Origin of the sequence: Caballeronia sp. PC1 (genome assembly GCF_021353155.1) — a bacterium.
In the GTDB taxonomy this organism is placed as follows: domain Bacteria; phylum Pseudomonadota; class Gammaproteobacteria; order Burkholderiales; family Burkholderiaceae; genus Caballeronia; species Caballeronia cordobensis.
This window is the reverse complement of the sequence record NZ_JAJUBH010000006.1, coordinates 60,919-80,775: the sequence shown is the minus strand read 5'-3', so window position 1 is coordinate 80,775 and position 19,857 is coordinate 60,919. Positions and strand designations below refer to the sequence as shown.

The 19,857-nt window shown below is 58.8% G+C and carries 16 protein-coding genes and 2 pseudogenes; 13 read left to right on the top strand and 5 right to left on the bottom strand.

Annotation, left to right across the window (positions count from 1 at the left end; genetic code table 11):
- Positions 1–286 precede the first annotated feature (286 nt).
- Both LY284_RS37995 and LY284_RS37990 read left to right on the top strand, forming a co-directional pair.
- Positions 287–760 carry a hypothetical protein gene (locus tag LY284_RS37995; protein WP_233392365.1) on the top strand — a complete coding sequence of 158 codons (474 nt, stop codon included), beginning with the start codon at positions 287–289 and terminating at the stop codon, positions 758–760.
- Positions 761–896: 136 nt separating this feature from the next.
- A pseudogene (locus tag LY284_RS37990) lies at positions 897–1,178 on the top strand (hypothetical protein); the annotation flags it as partial.
- A gap of 662 nt (positions 1,179–1,840) precedes the next feature.
- Here LY284_RS37990 and LY284_RS37985 read toward each other — a convergent pair.
- The 3 genes from LY284_RS37985 to LY284_RS37975 all read right to left on the bottom strand — a co-directional run bounded on the left by LY284_RS37985 (position 1,841) and on the right by LY284_RS37975 (position 4,370).
- Positions 1,841–3,427, bottom strand: coding sequence for an IS66 family transposase (locus LY284_RS37985; protein ID WP_060734303.1), 1,587 nt, complete (start codon positions 3,425–3,427; stop codon positions 1,841–1,843).
- Positions 3,428–3,523: 96 nt separating this feature from the next.
- Entirely contained in the window at positions 3,524–3,874 is a 351-nt protein-coding gene (tnpB, locus tag LY284_RS37980; protein WP_012250655.1) for an IS66 family insertion sequence element accessory protein TnpB, read from the bottom strand.
- Complete coding sequence (locus LY284_RS37975; RefSeq protein ID WP_080443120.1) at positions 3,855–4,370, bottom strand: transposase; 516 nt, start codon at positions 4,368–4,370, stop codon at positions 3,855–3,857. Before LY284_RS37975 ends, tnpB begins: the two co-directional genes overlap by 20 nt.
- Before the next feature lie 54 nt (positions 4,371–4,424).
- Here LY284_RS37975 and LY284_RS37970 point away from each other — a divergent pair, with 54 nt between their 5' ends.
- Complete coding sequence (locus tag LY284_RS37970; protein WP_051078916.1) at positions 4,425–5,642, top strand: porin; 1,218 nt, start codon at positions 4,425–4,427, stop codon at positions 5,640–5,642.
- A gap of 28 nt (positions 5,643–5,670) precedes the next feature.
- Here the strand turns inward: LY284_RS37970 and LY284_RS37965 are convergent, their stop codons facing one another.
- Positions 5,671–7,029, bottom strand: coding sequence for an aminotransferase class I/II-fold pyridoxal phosphate-dependent enzyme (locus LY284_RS37965; protein ID WP_233392363.1), 1,359 nt, complete (start codon positions 7,027–7,029; stop codon positions 5,671–5,673).
- A gap of 114 nt (positions 7,030–7,143) precedes the next feature.
- Here LY284_RS37965 and LY284_RS37960 point away from each other — a divergent pair, with 114 nt between their 5' ends.
- The 6 genes and pseudogenes from LY284_RS37960 (at position 7,144) to LY284_RS37935 (ending at position 14,095) form a co-directional block, all read left to right on the top strand.
- Positions 7,144–8,088, top strand: a complete 945-nt coding sequence (locus LY284_RS37960; RefSeq protein WP_008343766.1) for an ABC transporter substrate-binding protein — start codon at positions 7,144–7,146, stop codon at positions 8,086–8,088.
- A gap of 29 nt (positions 8,089–8,117) precedes the next feature.
- The gene (locus tag LY284_RS37955) at positions 8,118–8,936 is read left to right on the top strand and encodes a deaminated glutathione amidase (RefSeq protein WP_035504547.1); all 819 of its coding nucleotides are present in this window, start codon (positions 8,118–8,120) and stop codon (positions 8,934–8,936) included.
- 36 nt (positions 8,937–8,972) lie between these two features.
- On the top strand, positions 8,973–10,256 hold the full coding sequence (locus LY284_RS37950) for an MFS transporter (RefSeq protein ID WP_008343762.1): 1,284 nt from the start codon (positions 8,973–8,975) through the stop codon (positions 10,254–10,256).
- 78 nt (positions 10,257–10,334) lie between these two features.
- Positions 10,335–11,724 (top strand): annotated as a pseudogene (locus tag LY284_RS37945) (L-serine ammonia-lyase).
- Positions 11,725–12,147: 423 nt separating this feature from the next.
- Positions 12,148–13,011, top strand: coding sequence for a TauD/TfdA family dioxygenase (locus tag LY284_RS37940; protein WP_033535731.1), 864 nt, complete (start codon positions 12,148–12,150; stop codon positions 13,009–13,011).
- Positions 13,012–13,141: 130 nt separating this feature from the next.
- Entirely contained in the window at positions 13,142–14,095 is a 954-nt protein-coding gene (locus LY284_RS37935) for a LysR family transcriptional regulator (RefSeq protein WP_008343754.1), read from the top strand.
- A 62-nt stretch (positions 14,096–14,157) separates the two neighbouring features.
- On the opposite strand, the gene LY284_RS37930 is transcribed toward LY284_RS37935, so the two are convergent.
- On the bottom strand, positions 14,158–15,066 hold the full coding sequence (locus LY284_RS37930) for a LysR substrate-binding domain-containing protein (protein WP_233392361.1): 909 nt from the start codon (positions 15,064–15,066) through the stop codon (positions 14,158–14,160).
- Between the two features lie 246 nt (positions 15,067–15,312).
- On the opposite strand from LY284_RS37930, the gene LY284_RS37925 reads away from it, so the two are divergent.
- From LY284_RS37925 to LY284_RS37910, 4 genes are all read left to right on the top strand, one after another.
- A complete protein-coding gene (locus tag LY284_RS37925) occupies positions 15,313–16,896 on the top strand; it encodes an ABC transporter substrate-binding protein (RefSeq protein WP_233392359.1) in 1,584 nt (527 codons plus the stop codon).
- Between the two features lie 106 nt (positions 16,897–17,002).
- The gene (locus tag LY284_RS37920; protein ID WP_033535730.1) at positions 17,003–18,130 is read left to right on the top strand and encodes an FAD-binding oxidoreductase; all 1,128 of its coding nucleotides are present in this window, start codon (positions 17,003–17,005) and stop codon (positions 18,128–18,130) included.
- The gene (locus LY284_RS37915) at positions 18,099–18,407 is read left to right on the top strand and encodes a (2Fe-2S)-binding protein (RefSeq protein ID WP_008343747.1); all 309 of its coding nucleotides are present in this window, start codon (positions 18,099–18,101) and stop codon (positions 18,405–18,407) included. The genes LY284_RS37920 and LY284_RS37915 overlap by 32 nt, the downstream gene beginning before the upstream one ends.
- On the top strand, positions 18,404–19,801 hold the full coding sequence (locus LY284_RS37910; RefSeq protein ID WP_008343745.1) for an NAD(P)/FAD-dependent oxidoreductase: 1,398 nt from the start codon (positions 18,404–18,406) through the stop codon (positions 19,799–19,801). Before LY284_RS37915 ends, LY284_RS37910 begins: the two co-directional genes overlap by 4 nt.
- Positions 19,802–19,857: the final 56 nt, after the last annotated feature.

Here is a 19,857-nt window from a genome sequence, read left to right as displayed (position 1 = left end):
CCTAATGACTCGCCCATTCATACAGCGCATGAACGGGACGAGAGCAGAGATCTGCCATTACGGAAATAGCATGTGCGGTTTTGTTTGTACCAACGAAGGACCGATCGGCGTCGGCGAGCCGGAGGCCATTTGTTCGCTACTTCGCTCCGCGCACGGAGTCCTCTGCTGAGAAGGCGTAGTCTGCAGCACAGTGCTCCTGCTCCAAATACTGCGCCGACTCCCTCATACATGACGTCTCCGGCATCCCAGACCGTCGAAGCGGGGGCGGTCGCTGACCATCGCCAACATGTCGAATAAACCGAAAAACGCGAAGACCATGCGCCGTGCGCCGCTGACCCGGGCGCAGCTGTTGCCGATTGCGCCGGCTACGACGCGGGCTTTCTCGCTGAGATACCACCTGGCCCTGGTTGCGTTGCGCAACGGACGTGGCAACGCTGACCTTGCGAGCGAACTCGTCAAAACCCTCTACCTGACCTACTTCGTCTGCGAGAGGGATCGGCTTGATCCGCCGATCGAGACCTACCTCAAGGCGGAAGCGGTCCTGAGGGCGTGCATTCACGATTCGGAGACGGATCACCCGTGGGCTATCGCCGACGATCAGTGCGAGGCGATCGAGACGGTCCTATGCGCGCACGACACCCAACTCGCCTCCACGCCCCTTCACCGAATCGAGGTCGCCAAGGGACGGCTGGATCGGATATTGAAAGCGGGACGCTTCCCGGACCTTGCGGCGATGAACCAGATCACGGTCGTGAGCTAGGCGAATGGACCGTCGGAGGGAAGAATCGTGATCGTCACCGTTGCTGGCAACGTGTCGCTGGCATTTTCGCGCGCCCGAGTCGGTTGGCGACAAGATCTGCAGCACGGCCAGCGTGACATCGTGACTATCTTATGCTGTGGTATGCGGGTTATTCGGATGGGCCAAGGATGCTGAACTCCGGCTCCTGCCACGTTACCTGATCGAATCACAGGCAAACACGTCGAGCGGTCTCGGAAGCGTGATTGTTCGCGACCGCGGGAATGGTCGAATTCTCGAGCGATCGTCGACCTGGTCGGCGCGAACAGGAACCCACCGTCCGGATTGGCCAAAACTCGCAGCGTGGCTTGACTTACATTACCCGGACCATTGCGACCCGCTGCGCTACTGGAACGATTGTGAGGAAAATCGCCGAACTTGAGTGGATCTTGGGCGATCCTGTTTTCGCGCTAGTCGACGATCTCTGCTTCGTTGGGTCTTGATCTGAACTGCCGGGTTCGGCCATAAGCAGTCTTCCCTCCAGTGGTCTTTGGCTTTTCGAACGCCTCGTACACAGCCGTCTTCAGACCTTTCTGCCTTGTTGCGTGTTCTAGCGCGGCCCGCAGACGACCTACTTAATGCATCGGGCTTGACTGTCGCATCTTGTTCCGCGGCAGGCGAACGGCATCTTCTACTCGCGGCATGCCGAACTCGCGTGCATACACCTACTGAACTGCGTCGAACTCCCATACCCAACCTCGTCTGCCGCCGACTTCGCGCTGTGCTGCGAAGCTTCGAGCAACGTCCGCGCGCGTGGAAGGCCACCTTGTTAATCGAAAAGCTCTTTTCAACCAATAGGTTAGGGCAAACCCTGAAAACGCAAAGATTTTTTGTGCAAGTACAAAAACGTTATTGTGCAACATTTTTTTCTTCACTATTCTCCGTTTCGTGGGCTTGCAGGTCGTTGACAAACTCCCGCGGCAAACCTTCGACCGGTGCACTTCGGCCGTTGAGGAGCACGTGAGCTCTATCGCCCCCTTCAAACTAGATAAAGGTGTATTGATGTAAGCGGTCAGTGAAGCACGTCCTGCCCGCCAACTTGACCTATCGATTTTTTTCTAAAAGGACCTTGCCCAGTCTCCAAGGAAGTAGAGCTTCGTAATCCTCTGCGGTCTTCGCGAGCGGCAGAGCCTTGAACAGGTCGACAAGATACGCGTAGATATCGATGCGATTCGCGACGCAGGTCTGGACGAGTGAATACAGGTTTGCCGAGGCCTTTGCACCTCCTACGGTGTCCGAAAAAAGCCATGCCTTTCTCCCCAGGACAAACGGGCGGATCATGTTCTCACATAAATTATTGTCAACGGGCCATGCCGGATTCTCGACGTAACGGATCAGCTTGGGCCACTGTCCCGCCGTGTAGTTCAAGGCCTTGCCCAGCAGCCCTGTGGGCGCGGTTGTTTCCAGGTACTCATCGAGCAGGGTCCTGATCTTCGTGAGCACCGCACGGCTATAGCGGCGGCGCAGGCGCGCTCGCCAGTGCGGTTTCTTGTTGGCATGCGATTCGGCCGCATAGAGCTTGCCGATCAGGTAGATAAACTGGGTGGACGGCTGATGGCGGCCACGGGCATCTTTGGGCAATGCCGCCTCGGCTTCCACAAAATACCTCCTGCAGTGCGCCCAGCAACCAAGATGCACGAGTGCATTAGCCTTCGCGATCGTGTCATACGGTTTGTACCCGTCGGTCATCAGCACGGCGCCATGGCGCATGCCGGCCCACACGTCCGCACCAAGCTGTTGGGAGCGCCCCGGCGCATAGGTAAACAGGCGCACGGGTGGACCACTGCCGTTCATCTGGACCCAGACGTAACTCTTTGTCTGCGGTGCGCGCCCTGGCTCCTTGAGAACCTGCACGGTGGTTTCGTCGCCGAACCCGATCTCGCTGTCGAGCATCACATCACGCATCAGGTTGATGACGGGCTGTACCGAATGTCCCAGGCGCACTACGCTTGCAGCCAGCGTGTTTCGCGAGATGTCGCCGCCAAAGCGGCGCAGCAGCGCAGCGATCCGGTACAGCGGCAGGCCGTCGATATACTTCGAGACGACGAACCACGCCAGCGCCGCTTCGGTGAACAGGCCCCTGGGGATGATGCGTGCTCGCGCCGGCGTCACCTTCATGCCCTGGTCGCACTGCTGGCATGCGTACTTCACGCGCTCGTGACGGATCACCTGAACCTGCTGCGGGATGATGTCCAGCTGTTCGCTGACCTCGACGCCGATCTCCACGAGCACACTGCCGTCGTTCTGGCACACCCGTTCTTCTTCAGTGAGCTCGTAACGGATCACCTTGCGTGGCAATGCCGGGTCCAGCGGCTTGCGCCCGGGCTTGCCGCGCTTGTGGCCTGCCACCGACGTACTGTCTGTGTCGTCTTCCTGGGCGGGTAACGTGGCGGTCGTCGGAGCCAGCGCTTCCGCTTCATTGAGGAACAGGTCCCGCTGGGCCTCGCTGCGTGCTTCGCTCTTCGCCCCGAACAGCCGTCGCTCGAATGCCTTCAGCTGTTCCTTGAGCAAATCACGCTCGACCTTCGTGACCCGCAGTTCGCCACGCAGCGCGTCGCGCTCGGCGAGCATCGCATCGCGTTCGGCGATGAGGGCAGCGAGTTCTGCGGCGGTGATCAAAATGCGGTTCATGCCACAACCATACCGGCTTGCGCTGCGAAATGGGTTTACGTCACCGCGCAAATTGTTGTGCGCGCGCCGCGCTCGCGCGACAGCGATACATCCTCCTCAGCTCACGCGTGCATAGTATCGCGCCGGGTGCTTGCGCATCGCTGTCAGATCAATGCCCTCCAGCAGCCAATGCAGTTGCTCGACGCTCAGTTCCAGTACTGGTTCGCTGCGCGGCCAGGCAAAGCGGTCAGCCTCCAGGCGGCGCAGCATCAACCAGAACCCGTTACGCTCCCATAGCAGAAGCTTCAGGCGATCGGCACGCCGGTTGCGGAACACGTAGACCGCCCGTGCGAACGGATCGAGTCCCAGTGCCTGCTCCACGATCGTCGAAAGGCCCGTAATGCCCTTGCGGAAATCGACGGCATCGCGGTGAACGTAAACCTTCAGATCAGCGTCGAACCGGAACATGGCACCTTCCCAGCGTCTCGATCATCGTCATCACCAGGCTTGAATCGTCGCCGGCACATTCAAGGATGAGCTTGACACCGTTAGGCAGTTCGGCAATCAGTTGCGACGGCAGCGTGACGCGTTGCGCCTGCCGTGCGAGCGCAACCGGTGCCGCATGAGCCTCGCATGCCGTAACATCGGCATGTCCCGGCTGAACAACCGGGATGAACGTCGGCATTGCCTTGGCCACGCCGTTCGGCGCCCCCTCACTGGTAGCATCGCTTTGATACTGACGAATCCATTTACGCAACAGGTTGGCGTTCAGGCCGTATTCCAGCGCCATCCCGGCGACGGACACCCCTGGTCGCAGACAGGCCAGCACCAGCTCACGCTTGGCCTGTTCGTCAAAGCAACGGCGCTTGCCATCACGCTCAAAGCCCCTTACCAGCCGCTCCTTCAGATTCCTGTCCTCTGCCATGGGTAGTGTCCACTTGAAAGTTGAAGTGGACACCAGCATCGCCTATCACTCATCGCGCGGGAAGGACGCCGACAACGGACCGCTTACGTATTGATGAACTTGAGAACCCGTGCGGGCAAAGACAGGGGCCTAACTCTCACTCTGACGGTGACCACCGCCGCCGCTCTTCTGGTCTTCGCCAGCGCGGCAAGTGCTCAAAGCAGCGTGACGCTTTACGGCCTCGTGGATGCAGGCATGAGCTTCAATTCGAATGCGGGCGGCAAAAATCAGATTGCGATGACATCGGGCAACATGAATGGCGCTCGTTGGGGCCTGACGGGTACTGAGGACCTCGGCGCCGGATTGAAGGCAATCTTCCAGTTGGAAGCTGGATACAGCGTGACCAACGGCACGATAGGTCAGAACGGCACGGAGTTTGGCCGTCAAGCCTACGTCGGCCTCGCAAATCAATACGGCACTGTTACGCTAGGCCGCCAGTATTCGGATGTATCGGTCAAAGTCGGTCCGTTCCAGGCATCGAACTGGGCAGCAGGTGGTGCTGCATATGGCGCCCACGTTGGCGATATTGATAACCTCGATAGTTCTTGGCGCATCAACAACGCTGTGAAGTTCCAGAGTGCCGACTATCACGGTGTGACCTTCGGGGGTCTCTATAGCTTCGGCGGCCGTGCCGGGAATTTCACGCAGAACAACATCTACGATATCGACGTCACATACGCAAACGGCCCGCTCTCAGCAGCGGTCGCGTACCTGTATGCGAAGAACCCGAATTTCTCGTTCTACGGCAACCGGGCCAACGACAGCACAACCGGCGTCAACATCACCAGTCCAGCTGTTGCTGGATACGCCTCGGCGGGCTCACAACAAATTGTGACAGCTGGCGCTGCATACAAAGTGGGTGCGGCAACCCTGGGCGTGGTCTACAGCAACGTGAAGTTTGACAGCCTTGGTGCGACGCCGGTTGCAGGGCTGAGTCCGATAACGAGTGCATATCGTGGCTCCGCAACCTTCAATATTGGTGAAGTTAGCGTTAAGTACAACGTAACGCCTTCCCTATTGCTGGGCGCCGCCTACAACTACACGCGTGATAGCGGTGCGACGAGCGACTCGGGCGCGCATTACAACCAATACGACTTGGGTGCGCTTTACTCACTTTCCAAGCGCACGACTCTCTACTTGGTTGGTCTGTATCAAACCGCCAGCGGTACCAACTCGCTTGGCAACAAAGCGGTCGCAGCCATTAATCAAGCAACGCCGTCTTCGACGAATCATCAGTTCGTGGCGACGTTGGGTATCAACCACAAGTTTTGATGCCCGCGGTGCCGCGAACACCGCGCTTTTAGTAGTAAGCGTCAGCTGGTCCTTGCAGGCCGGGGTTATGAAGGCCGGCAAGAACCGCGTCGGCGACTCTTTCAAAGTCGTCGACCAACTGACCGGTTGCGATGCGCAAGTGTGATGTTCTGGTCAGTCCAGACGAGCTGCCAGGATTCACCGCGATGCCACGAGAGGCTAGCGTGACCAAGGCATGTTGCTCCGATGGAACGGCAACCCAGACCACGAGTCCGCCGGCGCTGTGGGGAATGTTGCGCGCAGTGAGGGCCCGGGAGAAGGCGGCGTTTCTCTGCGCATATCTCGCTCGCGCACACTCGACACAAGCGATGGACGCTTTGTCTTGCAGGAGCCATGCGACGGCCTCCTGAAGGATTCGAGAGGTCCAGCCTTCGCGGAAGTTTCGGTACCCACGAACCTGGTCAATGAAGTTTGCGGAGCCAGACATGACGGCCAGGCGTAAGTCCGGACCGTGTGATTTGGAGAAGGATTTGATGTGGACGGTGCGCTCCGAGAACGACTTGCCAAAGCTTGCCGCTGGCTCCGGAGAGATAAGGCCAAGTCCGTCGTCTTCAATGATGAGCATGTCGCTCTTCTTGAGCAGGCCGGTGAGCGCGGCAATGCGCTTTTTACTCAGTACCCGACCCGTTGTTGCGTGCGAGCCGGGCTGGAAGAGAAACGCTGAGGGCTTCCGTTTCAGAGCAGCGGCAAGCGATTCAGGTAATGGGCCTTCGTCGTCGCATTCGATGGGGAGCGAGCGAGCACCGACCTTGTCGACGATGTCGAGGATCCGAACCGTTGCGGGAGTCTCGACCGCCACATACGCGCCCGGAAGGACAGACGAGACCAAGGCTAAGTAGAGAGCATCGTATCCGCCATTTGTAGCGATGAAGGCTGGCGCTTCGTAGGGCCACACACGCATAACGGCCTCGCGCAATGAGGGAGTGATGATCTCTCTCACGTAGCTGTTTAGGTTTTTGACTTTGGTTGCGTGCACCAGAGCCTGTGACAAGTCGGGGAGCAGTGCGGGATCGGGTGTCGCCAGGCGCAAGTCGGTGACCGCGAAAGGACCAAAGTTACCTCGTCCCTCGTAACGAACAGGGCGAAGCGATGTTTGGTCGCCTTGAACCCAGACGCCATTGCGACGTGAGCCGGAAACCATTCGGTGCGAACGTAATTGTCGCCATGCGCTTGAGACCGTCGAAGGACTGACACCCAGTGCGGCGGCGAGATCGCGGACGGCTGGCAGTTGCGTGCCAACGGGCAACTCACCGCTGCGGATCAGGTTAGCGATTTCGACCGCAATACCGGCCGGACTGCGGTCCTGGATGCGGGAGACAAGCGCAACGATGCGATCTTCGTCAGGCATAGAAGTAAGTTTTGTGCAAGTACAAAAAACCGATTGTACATTTTTTAACGCATTTATACACTGGATTCGTCACTGAGCGGAACCGCTCACGACGGCTACAAGTTGAGGTACAACATGCAGTTGAAAGTGAAGTTGGCAGTGCGTGACTGGGACTATCTAACCCCGCTGGCATTGGGCGACGTGAAGTCGGGCAAGTTGAATATCGAAGTGGTTCGCGTCCAAGCCGTCCAGGACTGGACTCAGGAAAACGACTACGACGCGGGAGAAGTCTCCTTCAGTAAGTACCTGCAGGGTATGGCTACGGGCGGCTATCCGCTCCGGTGCCTGCCCCATTTCCTGATGAGAGGCTTCCGCCAGCGGTGCATTCTCACCAGCACCGGCAGCGACATCACCCGAGTCGAAGACCTTGCCGGAAAGCGTATCGGCGTAACTGGTTGGTCCGACTCGGGCAACACGTGGACTCGCACACTGCTGCGCCGGGCGGGAATCGGAATCGAGGATGTGCGGTGGTACGCCGGACGTCTAACGGAGTCCTATCCGATCATTGACCGCCTTGGCCGATTTGCACGGCCCGGTCGCATTGAGGCAACGCCGAACGAGAAGCCGCTTGTCGACATGGTCAAAGCTGGCGAGCTCGATGCGTTGTTCTCACCGTTTCTGCCGCCCGCGTTCTTTAGCGACGGATCCGGACTTCGGTTCTTACTGTCAGATTTTCGTGCCGAAGAGGTGCGATATTTCAAGGAGGTTGGATACGTCCCTGGAATTCACATCCTTGGTGTCAAGCCGGACCTTTGCAAACAGTATCCCTGGCTAGCCGCCGAGATAGGCGAAGTCATCGAGGAGTCGTCGCGTGTCTGGTCGGAAAAGCGAACCAAGTATCAGGACACAACCCCTTGGTTGCTCGACGACATTGCGCGAACCAGCCGTGATCTACCGGCGACCTGGAATACCAACGGCCTCGCAAGCAATGAAAAGATGATTGACGACTTCGCGGTCGAGCTTTACGAGCAGCGCATTATCGAGACGCGCCTCGACGCGAAGACGCTCTTTCGGATCTGAATCCTATCTAGGTAATAGCAGGAGTTTCTATGAAAATCGCAATCGGACAAATCGCTGTAGACCGTGAAGTCGAAAGGAATCAGCAGAAGTGCGTCGAGTTGATGCACACCGCTGCCAATAATGGCGTTCGGCTCTTCGTCCTTCCCGAGGGGATTCTGGCGCGCGATATTGCCGATCCGGACCTTGTCTTGAGCGCTGCACAGCCGCTCGACGGTCCGTTCTTGACGGCTTTGCTCGAAGCGAGCAAAGCCAACGACATGACCACGATGCTGACCATTCACATCACCACTGGCGCTGAACGAGTCAAGAACGTCTTCGTGGTTATTCGTAATGGCGAAGTGATTGCAAAATACGAAAAGCTACATCTTTACGACGCATTCTCGATGCAGGAATCGGTCCGCGTCGCACCAGGCAATGAAGTGCCTCCCCTGGTCGAGGTGGACGGGCTGCGTTTTGGCATGATGACCTGCTACGACGTTCGCTTCCCGGAACTTGCACGCCGACTCGCGCTCGATGGCGCCGACGCTCTTGTGCTCCCAGCAGCATGGGTCAAGGGTCCGATGAAAGAGTGGCACTGGGAAGTTCTCACGACAGCGCGGGCACTCGACAACACTTGCTATGTGATCGCAAGTGGCGAATGCGGTCCGCGCAACATCGGAGCAAGCGTGGTTGTCGACCCACTCGGTGTCGCAATCGCCCGAGCGGGAGAAGCCGAGACGCTTCTTTACGCTGAGATCGACCGCGCTCGCATCGACCACGCTCGTGCAGTCCTGCCGGTTCTGGCTAATCGGCGCTTCGCTGCGCCTGAACTCAACAAGACAGAAGCCGGTGCGACAGTCGCCGCTTAACCCGGAAGCTTCGTTAGCGAGACATAAGGAAGGTCTATGAACCCCTACAATTCAAACCGGAAGACGTGGATTGCCGTGATTGCAGCAGCAAGCGGCAACCTCCTCGAATTCTATGATTTTGCGGTGTACGCCTACTTTGTCGCGACGATCGCCAAGCTGTTCTTCCCGAATCAAGACCCGGTCGTGTCGCTGCTGCAAACCTTCGCAGCCTACGGTATTGGCTTCATTGCGCGCCCTTTCGGAAGCCTCATTATCGGCCGCATTGGCGACATCAAAGGTCGCAAGCCGGCGATGATTTTGACCGTGACGTGTATGGCAATTGGCAGCATCGGGATTGGTCTGGTGCCGAGCTATGAGTCGATTGGTGTGGCAGCTCCGATTCTCTTGGTTTCGTTGCGGGCACTTCAAGGCTTTGCAGCCGGCGGCGAATATGGTACGTCGACCGCTTTCATCGTCGAGTCCTCGCCCCCCGAACATCGCGGATTTTTCGGTAGCTTCCAGACGGTCAGCGCTTCATGTGCCGCGCTGCTGGCTTCGGTTGTTGCTTCGTTGCTGTCGCTGGTGCCAGCGGATGTCGTGCATGCTTGGGCATGGCGCGTGCCGTTTGTCGCTGGCGGCATTGCCATTTCGCTGTTCAGCATTTTCCTGAGAGCCAAGACTGAAGAGACGCCAGAGTACGAGAAAAGCAAGAAGGAAGCGCCGCCGATTCCCGTTGCAGGCAGCGCTGCGTTCAAGCTTGGCCTCAAGGCGTTTGGCTTCACGATTTTCTGGACGGTGCTGTCTTACCTCGTGAACGCGTACATGGTGACCTACACCCAGCGTGAGGCAGGCTTGACGCGCGAACAGGCGCTTCTGGCGAGCAACATCGCGCTACTTGTTCAGACGTTGCTGCTTCCGGTCGCAGGTGCTATGTCGGATCGTGTTGGTCGTAAGCCGCTGCTTCTAGGGAGCTGCCTTCTCACGGCAATCGCGGGATATCCGATTCTGCACATGATGTCGAGCGGTGCGAGCTTCCAGCAGGTCCTGTTGTTGCAGTGCTGCCTAGGAGCGCTGTTCGCTTTGTTCTCGGGCCCGGCGCCCGCCACGATTTGCGAGATTTTCCCAACGAAGCTTCGCACAACGTGGATGAGTGTGGGCTTCACCCTCTCCGTTTCGATCTTCGGCGGATTCTCCCCGCTCGTGTCGACGTGGCTCATTTCCACTCTGCACATGCCCGCAGCACCGTCGCTGTTGATTGTTCCGGCAGCAATCATCTCCGGTCTTGTGATTTGCACACTGCCAGTTTGGCGCCGCAGCGCAATCCCACTCAACGCCCACTAATTTACATTCTCCATGGGGCATGGTCTTAAGCGGGCCCCATTAGGTGCCCGCTTTTTTCTATTAGGGAAAGGAAAATCAATGGCCGTGAGCGTGTTTGACCTCTTTAAGATTGGCATCGGGCCGTCAAGCTCACATACAGTTGGCCCAATGCGCGCAGCACTGATGTTCGTGCGGGCCTTGGAAAGGTGCGAGATGTTGCCTTTTGTAGCGCGAGTCCGTGCCGAGCTCTATGGGTCTTTGGGTGCCACCGGAAAGGGGCACGGGACCGACAAAGGTGTGATTCTCGGGCTGCTTGGAGAGGCACCCGACACCATCGACGCGGACACTATTGAACCGCGTCTTCTGGAAGTGACCGCTTCCGGTCAACTCGCCCTCGCCGGTCATCACGACGTTCCGTTCAATGCCCGTCGCGATGTGGCCTTCTATCGGCAAGCACTTCCGGAACACCCCAACGGTTTAAGGCTTCTGGCGTACCGAGAGGACGGAAGTATTGTTCGTGAGTCTACGTACTTATCCGTCGGTGGAGGGTTCGTCGTGACCGCTGGCGCAGACAACTCGCGGATGCTCGATGCGCCGCTCCAGTTGCCTTACCGATTCTCGAGCGGCAAAGAGCTTCTGAATCTATGCCGCGAGAACGAGCTGTCGATTGCCGAGCTGATGATGCAGAACGAGCTCGTGTGGCGGACCGAAGCTGAGATAGTCGAGGGACTTCGCCGCATCTGGGGGGTTATGCAAGCATGTGTGGACCGCGGCTGCAGGAACGAAGGCAACCTCACGGGTCCATTGGGGGTCAAAGCGACGAGCAAAGGCACTGCATCAACAGTTGTTGCGCAAGGATGGTGGAGGCGACCAGTCTTTGGCCGCGATGGATTGGCTCAACCTCTTTGCGCTTGCAGTCAACGAGGAGAATGCCAGCGGCGGCCGAGTCGTGACTGCACCAACCAACGGTGCGGCCGGCATCATCCCCGCCGTGATGCATTACTACATGAAGTTTATCGGCATGGCTAACGAGGAAGGCATCTTCGCCTTCCTCCTGACCTCTGCAGCGATCGGCACGCTCTACAAGTTGAACGCATCGATTTCTGGCGCCGAAGTCGGATGCCAGGGCGAAGTCGGAGTGGCTTGCTCGATGGCAGCTGGCGGATTGTGCGCTGCGATGGGTGGGACGCCGGAACAAGTTGAACATGCAGCTGAGATTGGCATGGAACACAACCTGGGTCTGACGTGCGACCCCGTCGGGGGTATGGTGCAAATCCCGTGCATCGAGAGAAACGCGATGGGTGCAGTCAAAGCCGTCAACGCAGCGCGCATGGCGCTGAACGGCGACGGCAGCCACTACGTGTCGCTTGACTCTGTCATCAAGACAATGATGCAAACGGGCGCGGATATGAAAACGAAGTACAAAGAGACTTCGCGTGGAGGTTTAGCGGTCAACATCATCGATGTGCTGATACCAGACGACACGTAGGCCGTCTCTTGTCAATGCGCCCGCGGGATTGAGCATAGATATGTTCGACCTTGATTCGAGATGTCTTCGAGCTTGCAGGTCTCGGCTCGCAGCTCGGAAATGCGGCGCTCGTCGACATCGTCCGGGACTACCTTGTGATCAAGGAGGTTGCCGCAGCCAATCATGGTAGGCAAGTTGGCGTTGGTGTAACCGACTTTAGATGCGCGCATTACAGATGAGCCAGGAGTCCATCCGGTTGGTCGAATGCCAGTTCACCCTATCAAGCTATTCGGGTTGAGCGCGGGAGGGCTGGGTATCAAATTTTTCGATAGGGCATGCCTGACGCTCTATTGGGCAAGTGCGTTTTGTCGCGACACAATAATTTCACGATGCAGCGCTAACGAAGCCTGTGTTGTCCATATCAAACATTGAAGAGACCCCGACATGAAATTCACCGTCACGCCGCTCGTGGAAGACTTCGTCGCCGAGATTCCCGACTTTCCTTTCGAGTCCCTCGATGACGAGACCATCGAGCAGTTCCGTTCCGTCTGGAAGCAGTACCCGCTCATCCGCTTCCGTAACGTGAAAATTGACGATGCGACGCAGGTGGCGTTTAGCAAGCGTCTCGGGCCGCCGGTCATTCATCCGCGCCAACTGCAACAGGGCAAGAACGCGGAGTTTCCCGAAATCCTCGTCATCAGCAACAAGAAGAAGGTAGACGGTACGGCAGCAGGCGACTTGGGCGACGGTGAAGTGAACTGGCACACCGATACGTGGTTTGTCGAGCGCCCGCCTTCGGCCGCCATCCTGCGCTCCATCGAGATTCCGCCGGAAGGTGGCAATACGTATTTTGCGAACATGTACTCGGCGTACGCTGCACTGCCGGAAGCGTTGAAGCAACGCCTGAAGGGACTGGAAATTCATCACCAGAACGTCATCGATGGTCGCGGTGAAGTGCGTCTGAATAAGACGAAGCCGGATAATGAAGACTATGCGACGTGGTCGGGTATTGACCATCCGATCGTTCGCCTGCACGGCGATTCGAAGAAGCCTTGTATCTATCTTGGCGGCGAACCGCACCGTCAAGCGATCGTGGGAATGCCGCAAGCCGAAGCGAAGGAGTTGCTCGCCGAACTTTGGGAACGCGCGACGGACAAGCGTCACGTCTGGATTCAGCAGTGGCAGCCGGGCGACATGATGATGTGGGACAATCGTTGCCTGATGCACTATCGCGACTCGTTCGATCCGGCGACGACGCGTCTGATGCATCGCACGACGGTGGAAGGAGAACGTCCGGTCGCTGCGTAAGCTTGGGTTGTTTAGTGGCGTGCGGTCGTTGAGAACGACGTTCTCACGGGAAGGCAATTCCGATTTACCTTCCCGTTCTCGTTTGACGGTTCAAGGAATGAACGTACCAACGACGAAGGCGCGCCCCATCATGGGTCTCAAACTTAGGCAGATCGAGGCGTTTCGAGCAGTGATGCGTGCTGGCTCGATGACAGCCGCCGCAGAGATTCTTTCCATCGGCCAGCCAGCCGTCAGCTATCAGATTTCGACACTTGAGACTGCGGTTGGCTTTGCGCTCTTCAATCGGGCGAAAGGAAAGCTCACCCCGACCGCAGAGGCGTATCAGCTGCTCGCTGAGGTAGACCGTCTTTACGATGGGCTCTCTGGAATCGAAGCGGCCGCCGTGGAAATTGCAGGACATCACCGCGCTATTTTGCGAGTCCTGCTGACATCGGCGTTTTCCAACACCTTGATTGTCGGGGCCATTGGGCGGTTCGCAGCCACTCATCCGGGTCTCCGTATGGATTTGGATGCTGCTCATCGTCCCGCCGTGGTTCGCAATGTCGCCAACGGTCTCGCCGACATCGGGATTGTCTCGCTTCCGGTGAATGTCAGTCGAATCATCGTCGAGCCGCTTTTCACGAGTGAGTTGGTTTGCGTCCTGCCTCGCATTCATCCGCTTGCTGATCGGGCTGCGGTCACACCGGATGACCTTGCCTCGCTACCACTGATCGCGATGAAACCAGGCGGCGTCATCCGTCCTATTCTCGAGCGCTGGTTTACTGCCGCGGGTCTTCACCCGATCTTCGAGTATGAAGTGCGCGATGCATGGGCCGCTATCGAGCTCGTGCGTGCGGGACTCGGCGTCGCTGTCGTCTCGCGCATTAGCGCAGCATCGCAAATTGGAATGTACGACGATCACCTCACAACTATCGCTGTCGAGTCGATTGAGGGCGTCGAGGTAGCTGCCATCATGCCCGAGACGGACGGTGGCAACCGTACGGCTGCCTCCTTGCTTGCTTTCCTAAAAGACAATCTAATCGGCCACGCCAGCTCGCTAGCAAGCCACGGCGCAGGCAAAGCGTCCGGTCAACGGAGTGACTGATGCCGAGTGCTTGCAAGGAGACGGTTCCAGCATAAGCCGTTTTCGGGTCGCCTCCTAGAGATTCAACTTTCGACTATCAGTTGCGGTGACAACATCGCGCGGATCTCCCGGCGCGCGTGATCGATGAACGGTTTCAGGATAAGGGTTGATGCGTTGCGCTGTGAAATGACGATCGAATAATCGCTTATGACGTCTGGTTCGAATGGAATGAACCTTAGCTGTCCTCCAGTGTAACCCGCGGCCGTCAGCGGATCGATGATGGAGAGTCCCGCTCCTGCTTCGACCAGTTTAATAATCACGGACGAAACTTGCGTCTCCACGTTGATGCGTCGACTCACCCCATGAGACAGCATGATGGAATCGATCCTGGTCCGCGCTTCCATCAGGGGAGAGAAGGAGATGAATGCTTCCCCTTCAAAGTCTTCTGGATGGAGGACATGTCGGCCGGCTAGATGATGAGTCGCCGGAACGACGCCGACCATTCGCGCTGAGACAAGAATCTCAGTGTTTCCGTGTCTCGTCGCCTTCAACGGGACCATGGCGAAGCCGAGGTCGCATCGATCGCCCGCAACCATATTGAGGACTGTCGCCGAGCTATGCACATGCATTGTAACTAGGGCGTCCGGGTGCTCTCGCGTGAAGCTTGCTATCGCTCGCGGAAGGAAAGAGTGCGCCATGTTCGGAGCAGTAGCGATTTCAATATGTCCGAGTTTCAGCGTTTTGATATTAGCGGCAGCGTTCGCGATGCGTTCAATTCCAACCAAGGACTGGTGCACATCCTCGAACAGTAGCGCCGCTTCCGCCGTCGGCACCAATCGACCTTTGTCACGGGCGAAAAGCGTAAGGCCGATTCTCTCTTCGAGATCCGCTATGAGTCGAGTCACGACCGGCTGCGTGATCTCCAGCATCTCAGCAGCCCCCGTAACGGATTTTCGCACCATGATCGCCCGAAAGGCTTCCAGGTGCCGCAACGTTATTCTCTTATCCATAGCATAAAGACATAGGTGGATCGTAAAAGGCTATTATACGCGCGTTGCGATGTGATGAATACGTCGATAAAACAATAGGTTACGGCGTCGTTTAGGTTTCATCGCAAAATAGCATTGACTAGGGTGTTTACCGGTTATCGGGTGGATCATTCGTCGCTAGCATAGGGGTTAGACGGCGGATTCATTGAAGCCGAGCACAGCCCCATTCTTTTAGTAGCCCCACATCCGATGAAGCAAACGATCCTTGCCGCCAAAGCGATTGCGCTTGCGTTACTTTTGGGGACGCTGAGCGTTGCTGCTCGTTCGGCAGCTTCGCCGGTCGACGTGCGACCGCTGATGATCATCAGTGCTAGCTCCGCTGATGTAGCGACACTGGATCCCGACCGGGCGACAAATTTCGGCGATCTCGGTGTCGTGTCGGAAATCTTCAATGGACTGGTCAAGTTTGCACCCGGCAGCGCCGATCCGAAACTCGTCGAGCCAGATCTGGCCACCACATGGCTAGCGTCTGCCGACAAGACGGTCTGGACTTTCCAGTTGCGCAAAGGCGTGCAGTTCCACGGCAACTACGGCGAAATGAAAGCCGACGACGTCGTCTATTCAGTGCGCCGCGCGGCCGATCCCAAACGCTCCAGCTTCGCCGGAGACTTCGCGGTCATCGACAAGGTCGAGGCGCTCGACGACTACACGGTGCGCTTCACGCTCAAGCATCCGTCCGCGGCGTTTCTCGGACTGGTTGCGAACTACCACGGCGGGAGCGTCATCAGCAAGGCCGCCGCCGAGAAGCTGGGCAAGAAGTTCGGTCAGGCGCCGATCGGCACCGGCCCGTTCGCATTTAGTTCACTTGTGACGCAGCAGTACGTGAAGCTCGTTGCCAACGATGCCTATTTCCGGGGCGCGCCGAAGCTCTCGGGAATCATGTATCGCATGATCCTTTCAGACAGCGCGCGCGAACTGGCTGTCACGACGAACGAAATTGATCTGATGGGCGCGAAGCGGGAGCAACGCTGGGTTGAAAGGGCGAGAAGCCGCGGCATGAACGTGGACATCATGGATCCCGCTGAATTTCGAACCATCTTCATCAATCGCAATATCAAACCTCTCGATAACCTGAAGGTTCGTCAGGCGATCGCCGCAGCCATCGACGTCGATGAAATCGTTCGTTATGCCGGTAAAGACGTCGCGGACAAGGGTTGTTCCGCCGTCCCGAACGGCTATCTCGGGGCTGATTGCAGCAGCGGTGGCTATACGTACGATCCCGCTCGCGCGAAGCAGCTTCTTGCCGAGGCAGGATTTCCGAACGGCCTAACGCTTCACTCGGTCGTGTCGAACGTTTCCGCGCAGCAGCCGATCATGGAGATCATTCAGGCGCAGCTCGCCCGTGCGGGCATCAAGCTTGACATGGAAGTGGTGGATCACGCCACGTATCAGGCGAAAAGCCGCAAGGACGAGAGCGCGCTCGTATTCTACGGTGCGGCTCGCTTCCCGACTGCCGGAAACTGGCTAAGAGAGTTCTATGATTCGGCGGCGTCCATCGGCGCGCCGGGCGCCATGTCCAATTTTGGGCATTGCTCGGCCGCCGACCGCGAAATCCGCGCAGCGGCCGTCGAGCCCGATGCTCAACGACAGCTCGATCTCTGGAAACAGGCGCAACAGAAAATTCATAACGACGTCTGCGCAGTGCCGCTGTTCGGCCTAAAACAAGTCTGGGTGCAGAGCAACAGCGTCAATCTCGGTTATCAGCTCAAAGGAGCTTTGAGTCTGCAGCCTCCCGTGACCGAGCTCACGACGCTTTCGAGGAATAAGCCCTGACCGTCCCGGTTTTGATGCCAGCCGCCGCAGGTGCGCACTCGATCGGGGGCCCGGCCTGCAGCCAGGGAACGCGATGCGTTCACGTGTTTTCGCAAGGATGTCTGTTATGTCTCAAGAGTTTGATGTCATCGTTGTAGGGGCCGGCATGGTCGGTGCCGCCGTTGGATATGGGCTGATTCGGGAAGGCCGGCGCGTGTTGATGCTGGACGGTGAAGACACCGACTTCCGCGCGGCGAAGGCCAATTTCGGCTTGGTGTGGGCGCATGGCAAAGGTCAGGGCCAGCCGCAATATCAGCGTCTGTCACTGGAAGCGGCGAACGACTGGCCGCAATTCGCTGCGCAACTGGAGGCGGAAAGCGGCATGCCGGTCGCCTACGAACAGAAGGGCGGACTTTATTTTTGCCTGAGCGAAAAGGAGTTCTCCGACCGCGCTGCCCGAATCGGCGCGTGGCACGCTCAGCTCCCTGAGTTTCCCGTGTCGACACGCATGATCGGCAGGAACGAACTCGAGCGTCTTCTTCCCAATGCGCGTCTCGGCAAGGACGTGTTCGGCGCGAGCCTTGGATCGCTCGATGGACACGTCAATCCGTTGCGTCTTCTCGCCGCCATGCAAGCGGCTTTCCTTCGGCGCGGTGGCACGCTGCGAAGCGGGCAGAAAGTGACGTCGATCAAGCTGCTCGCGGGCGGCGGGTTCGAGGTCATCGCCGGAGCGCGGGCCGCGCGAGCGGAAAGAGTGCTTGTCTCGGCCGGTCTGGGCTCGGCCGCATTGGGTCCGATGGTCGGCCTGGACGTGCCTATCCGGCCCCAGCGTGGTCAGTTGCTCGTGACCGAAAGACTCGCGCCACTGCTTCCACTGCCCGCGAGCGGTCTTCGTCAGACGGGCGAAGGGACGGTGATGATCGGCGTCACTCAGGAAGAAGTCGGATTCGACCTCCACACCACATCCGATGCGGCCGTCCGCCTTGCGCGCAAGGCCGTGCAAATCCTTCCGGATCTGGCGAAGGCGCGTCTGGTGCGGCAATGGGCCTGTCTGCGGATCATGACGCCGGACGGCGCGCCGATCTATGCGAGTTCGCAAGCCTGTCCCGGCGCCGATATCGCCATCTGCCATTCCGGCGTCACGCTGGCTTCCTTTCACGCGGGCGCTTACGCACGCGCGCTGGCCCACGGCACGCGCGCAAACACTTTCGATCATTTCCATCATGGCCGTTTCGATGTTCAAAAAGTTGCCTGACCTCGTCGCGCCGACGTTGACGCTGTATGTCGACGGTCATGCCGTCACGGCTGAACGCGGGGAAACAATTGCAGCCGTCCTCCTGCGCGAAAGCAACGCCGCGAGCCGAACGACGCCCGTGCACGGTTCGCCGCGCGCTCCTTTCTGCATGATGGGCGTTTGCTTCGAGTGCCTGGCCGTCGTGGATGGCGTCGCGTCGACGCAGACCTGTCTGATGACCGTGGAAGAAGGCATGCGCGTCGAGCGACAACTTGGCCGAAAGAAGGTGACGCAATGATGCGCGAATTCGATGTAGTGGTCGTAGGGGCCGGACCGGCGGGCATGAGCGCAGCGGTTCGCTTGCGAAGCAGCGGTCTATCCGTTCTGGTGGTCGATGAGCAGCCCGCTCCCGGTGGTCAGATCTATCGTGCGGTGGAAGCTGTCGCGCCAACGCGCATCGGCCGGATGTTGGGCGAAGAGTATCTTGCGGGCGCGAGTCTGGCCGAATCGTTTCGTCGTAGCGGGGCCGTCTATGAACCGCTGACGCAGGTCTGGCAGATCGAGCCGGGCTGGCGCGTATTCCTGACGCACGGCGGGCGTGCCGAAGCGGTACGCGCGAAGCGTGTGGTCCTCGCGCTGGGCGCGCAGGAACGTCCCGCACCTTTTCCCGGCTGGACGCTGCCCGGCGTCCTGACCGTCGGTGCGGGACAGATTCTGCTCAAGACATCGCGTCAGGTGCCGTCTCAGCCTGTGTGGATTTCGGGAACCGGTCCTTTGCCGCTGCTGTACATGGCGCAGTTGATCCGAGCGGGCGGAAAGATCGCGGGCTGGCTGGATACCGCTCCTACGGACACGTTCCGCCGCGCGTTGCCGTGGGCTGGCGCGATGCTGGCGGGCTGGAAGGACATTCGCAAAGGCCTGCAATGGACGAGCGAAATCAAGAAAGCTGGCGTCATGCATATCCGAGGCGTGGTGAACGTGCGCGCACTGGGCGACGGACGGTTGCAGGAAGTCGAGTACACACTGCGCGACGGCACAACGCGCTGCGAGCCCGCCGAAGTGCTTCTTTCGCACGAAGGCATCGTGCCTTCCATCCACATGACGCGGGCGCTAGATTGCCGCCACACCTGGAGCGAACAGCAATCGTGCCTCGTTCCCGACGTCGACGAATGGGGCGAGACAAGCCAGCAGGGCATCTTCGTCGTGGGCGATGGCGCAGGTATCGGTGGCGCGAAGGCAGCGGCCGTGCGCGGTGAACTGGCCGCGATCGGCGTCGCGCATCGTGCGGACCGGCTGTCCGACGAGGTCGCGCAGTCGCAGGCATCGGCGCTCAGAAAGCAGTTGCGCAGCTTGCTCAAGTTGCGGCCGATGCTCGATGCGCTGTATCCGCCGCGTCCCGGCATCCTCGAGCCGGATAACGAGACCATCGTCTGTCGTTGCGAAGAACTCACCGCGGGCGACATTCGCAAAGCCGCCGCGCTCGGCCAGCCGGGACCGAACCAACTCAAGGCGTTCACTCGTGCGGGGATGGGGCCGTGTCAGGGCAGGCAATGCGGCTACACGATCGCGCACATCATCGCGGCGGAGCAGCGGCGTCCGGTGACTGAAGTCGGTTTTTACCGGATCAGACCACCGCTAAAGCCCCTGACCCTCGGCGAGTTGGCCACGCTCGAAACGGAGAGCGAAACATGAAGACGCACCCCGGCAATGCACGCGCTTTGGCAACGGCGCCTCTATCTCCGCGTCGT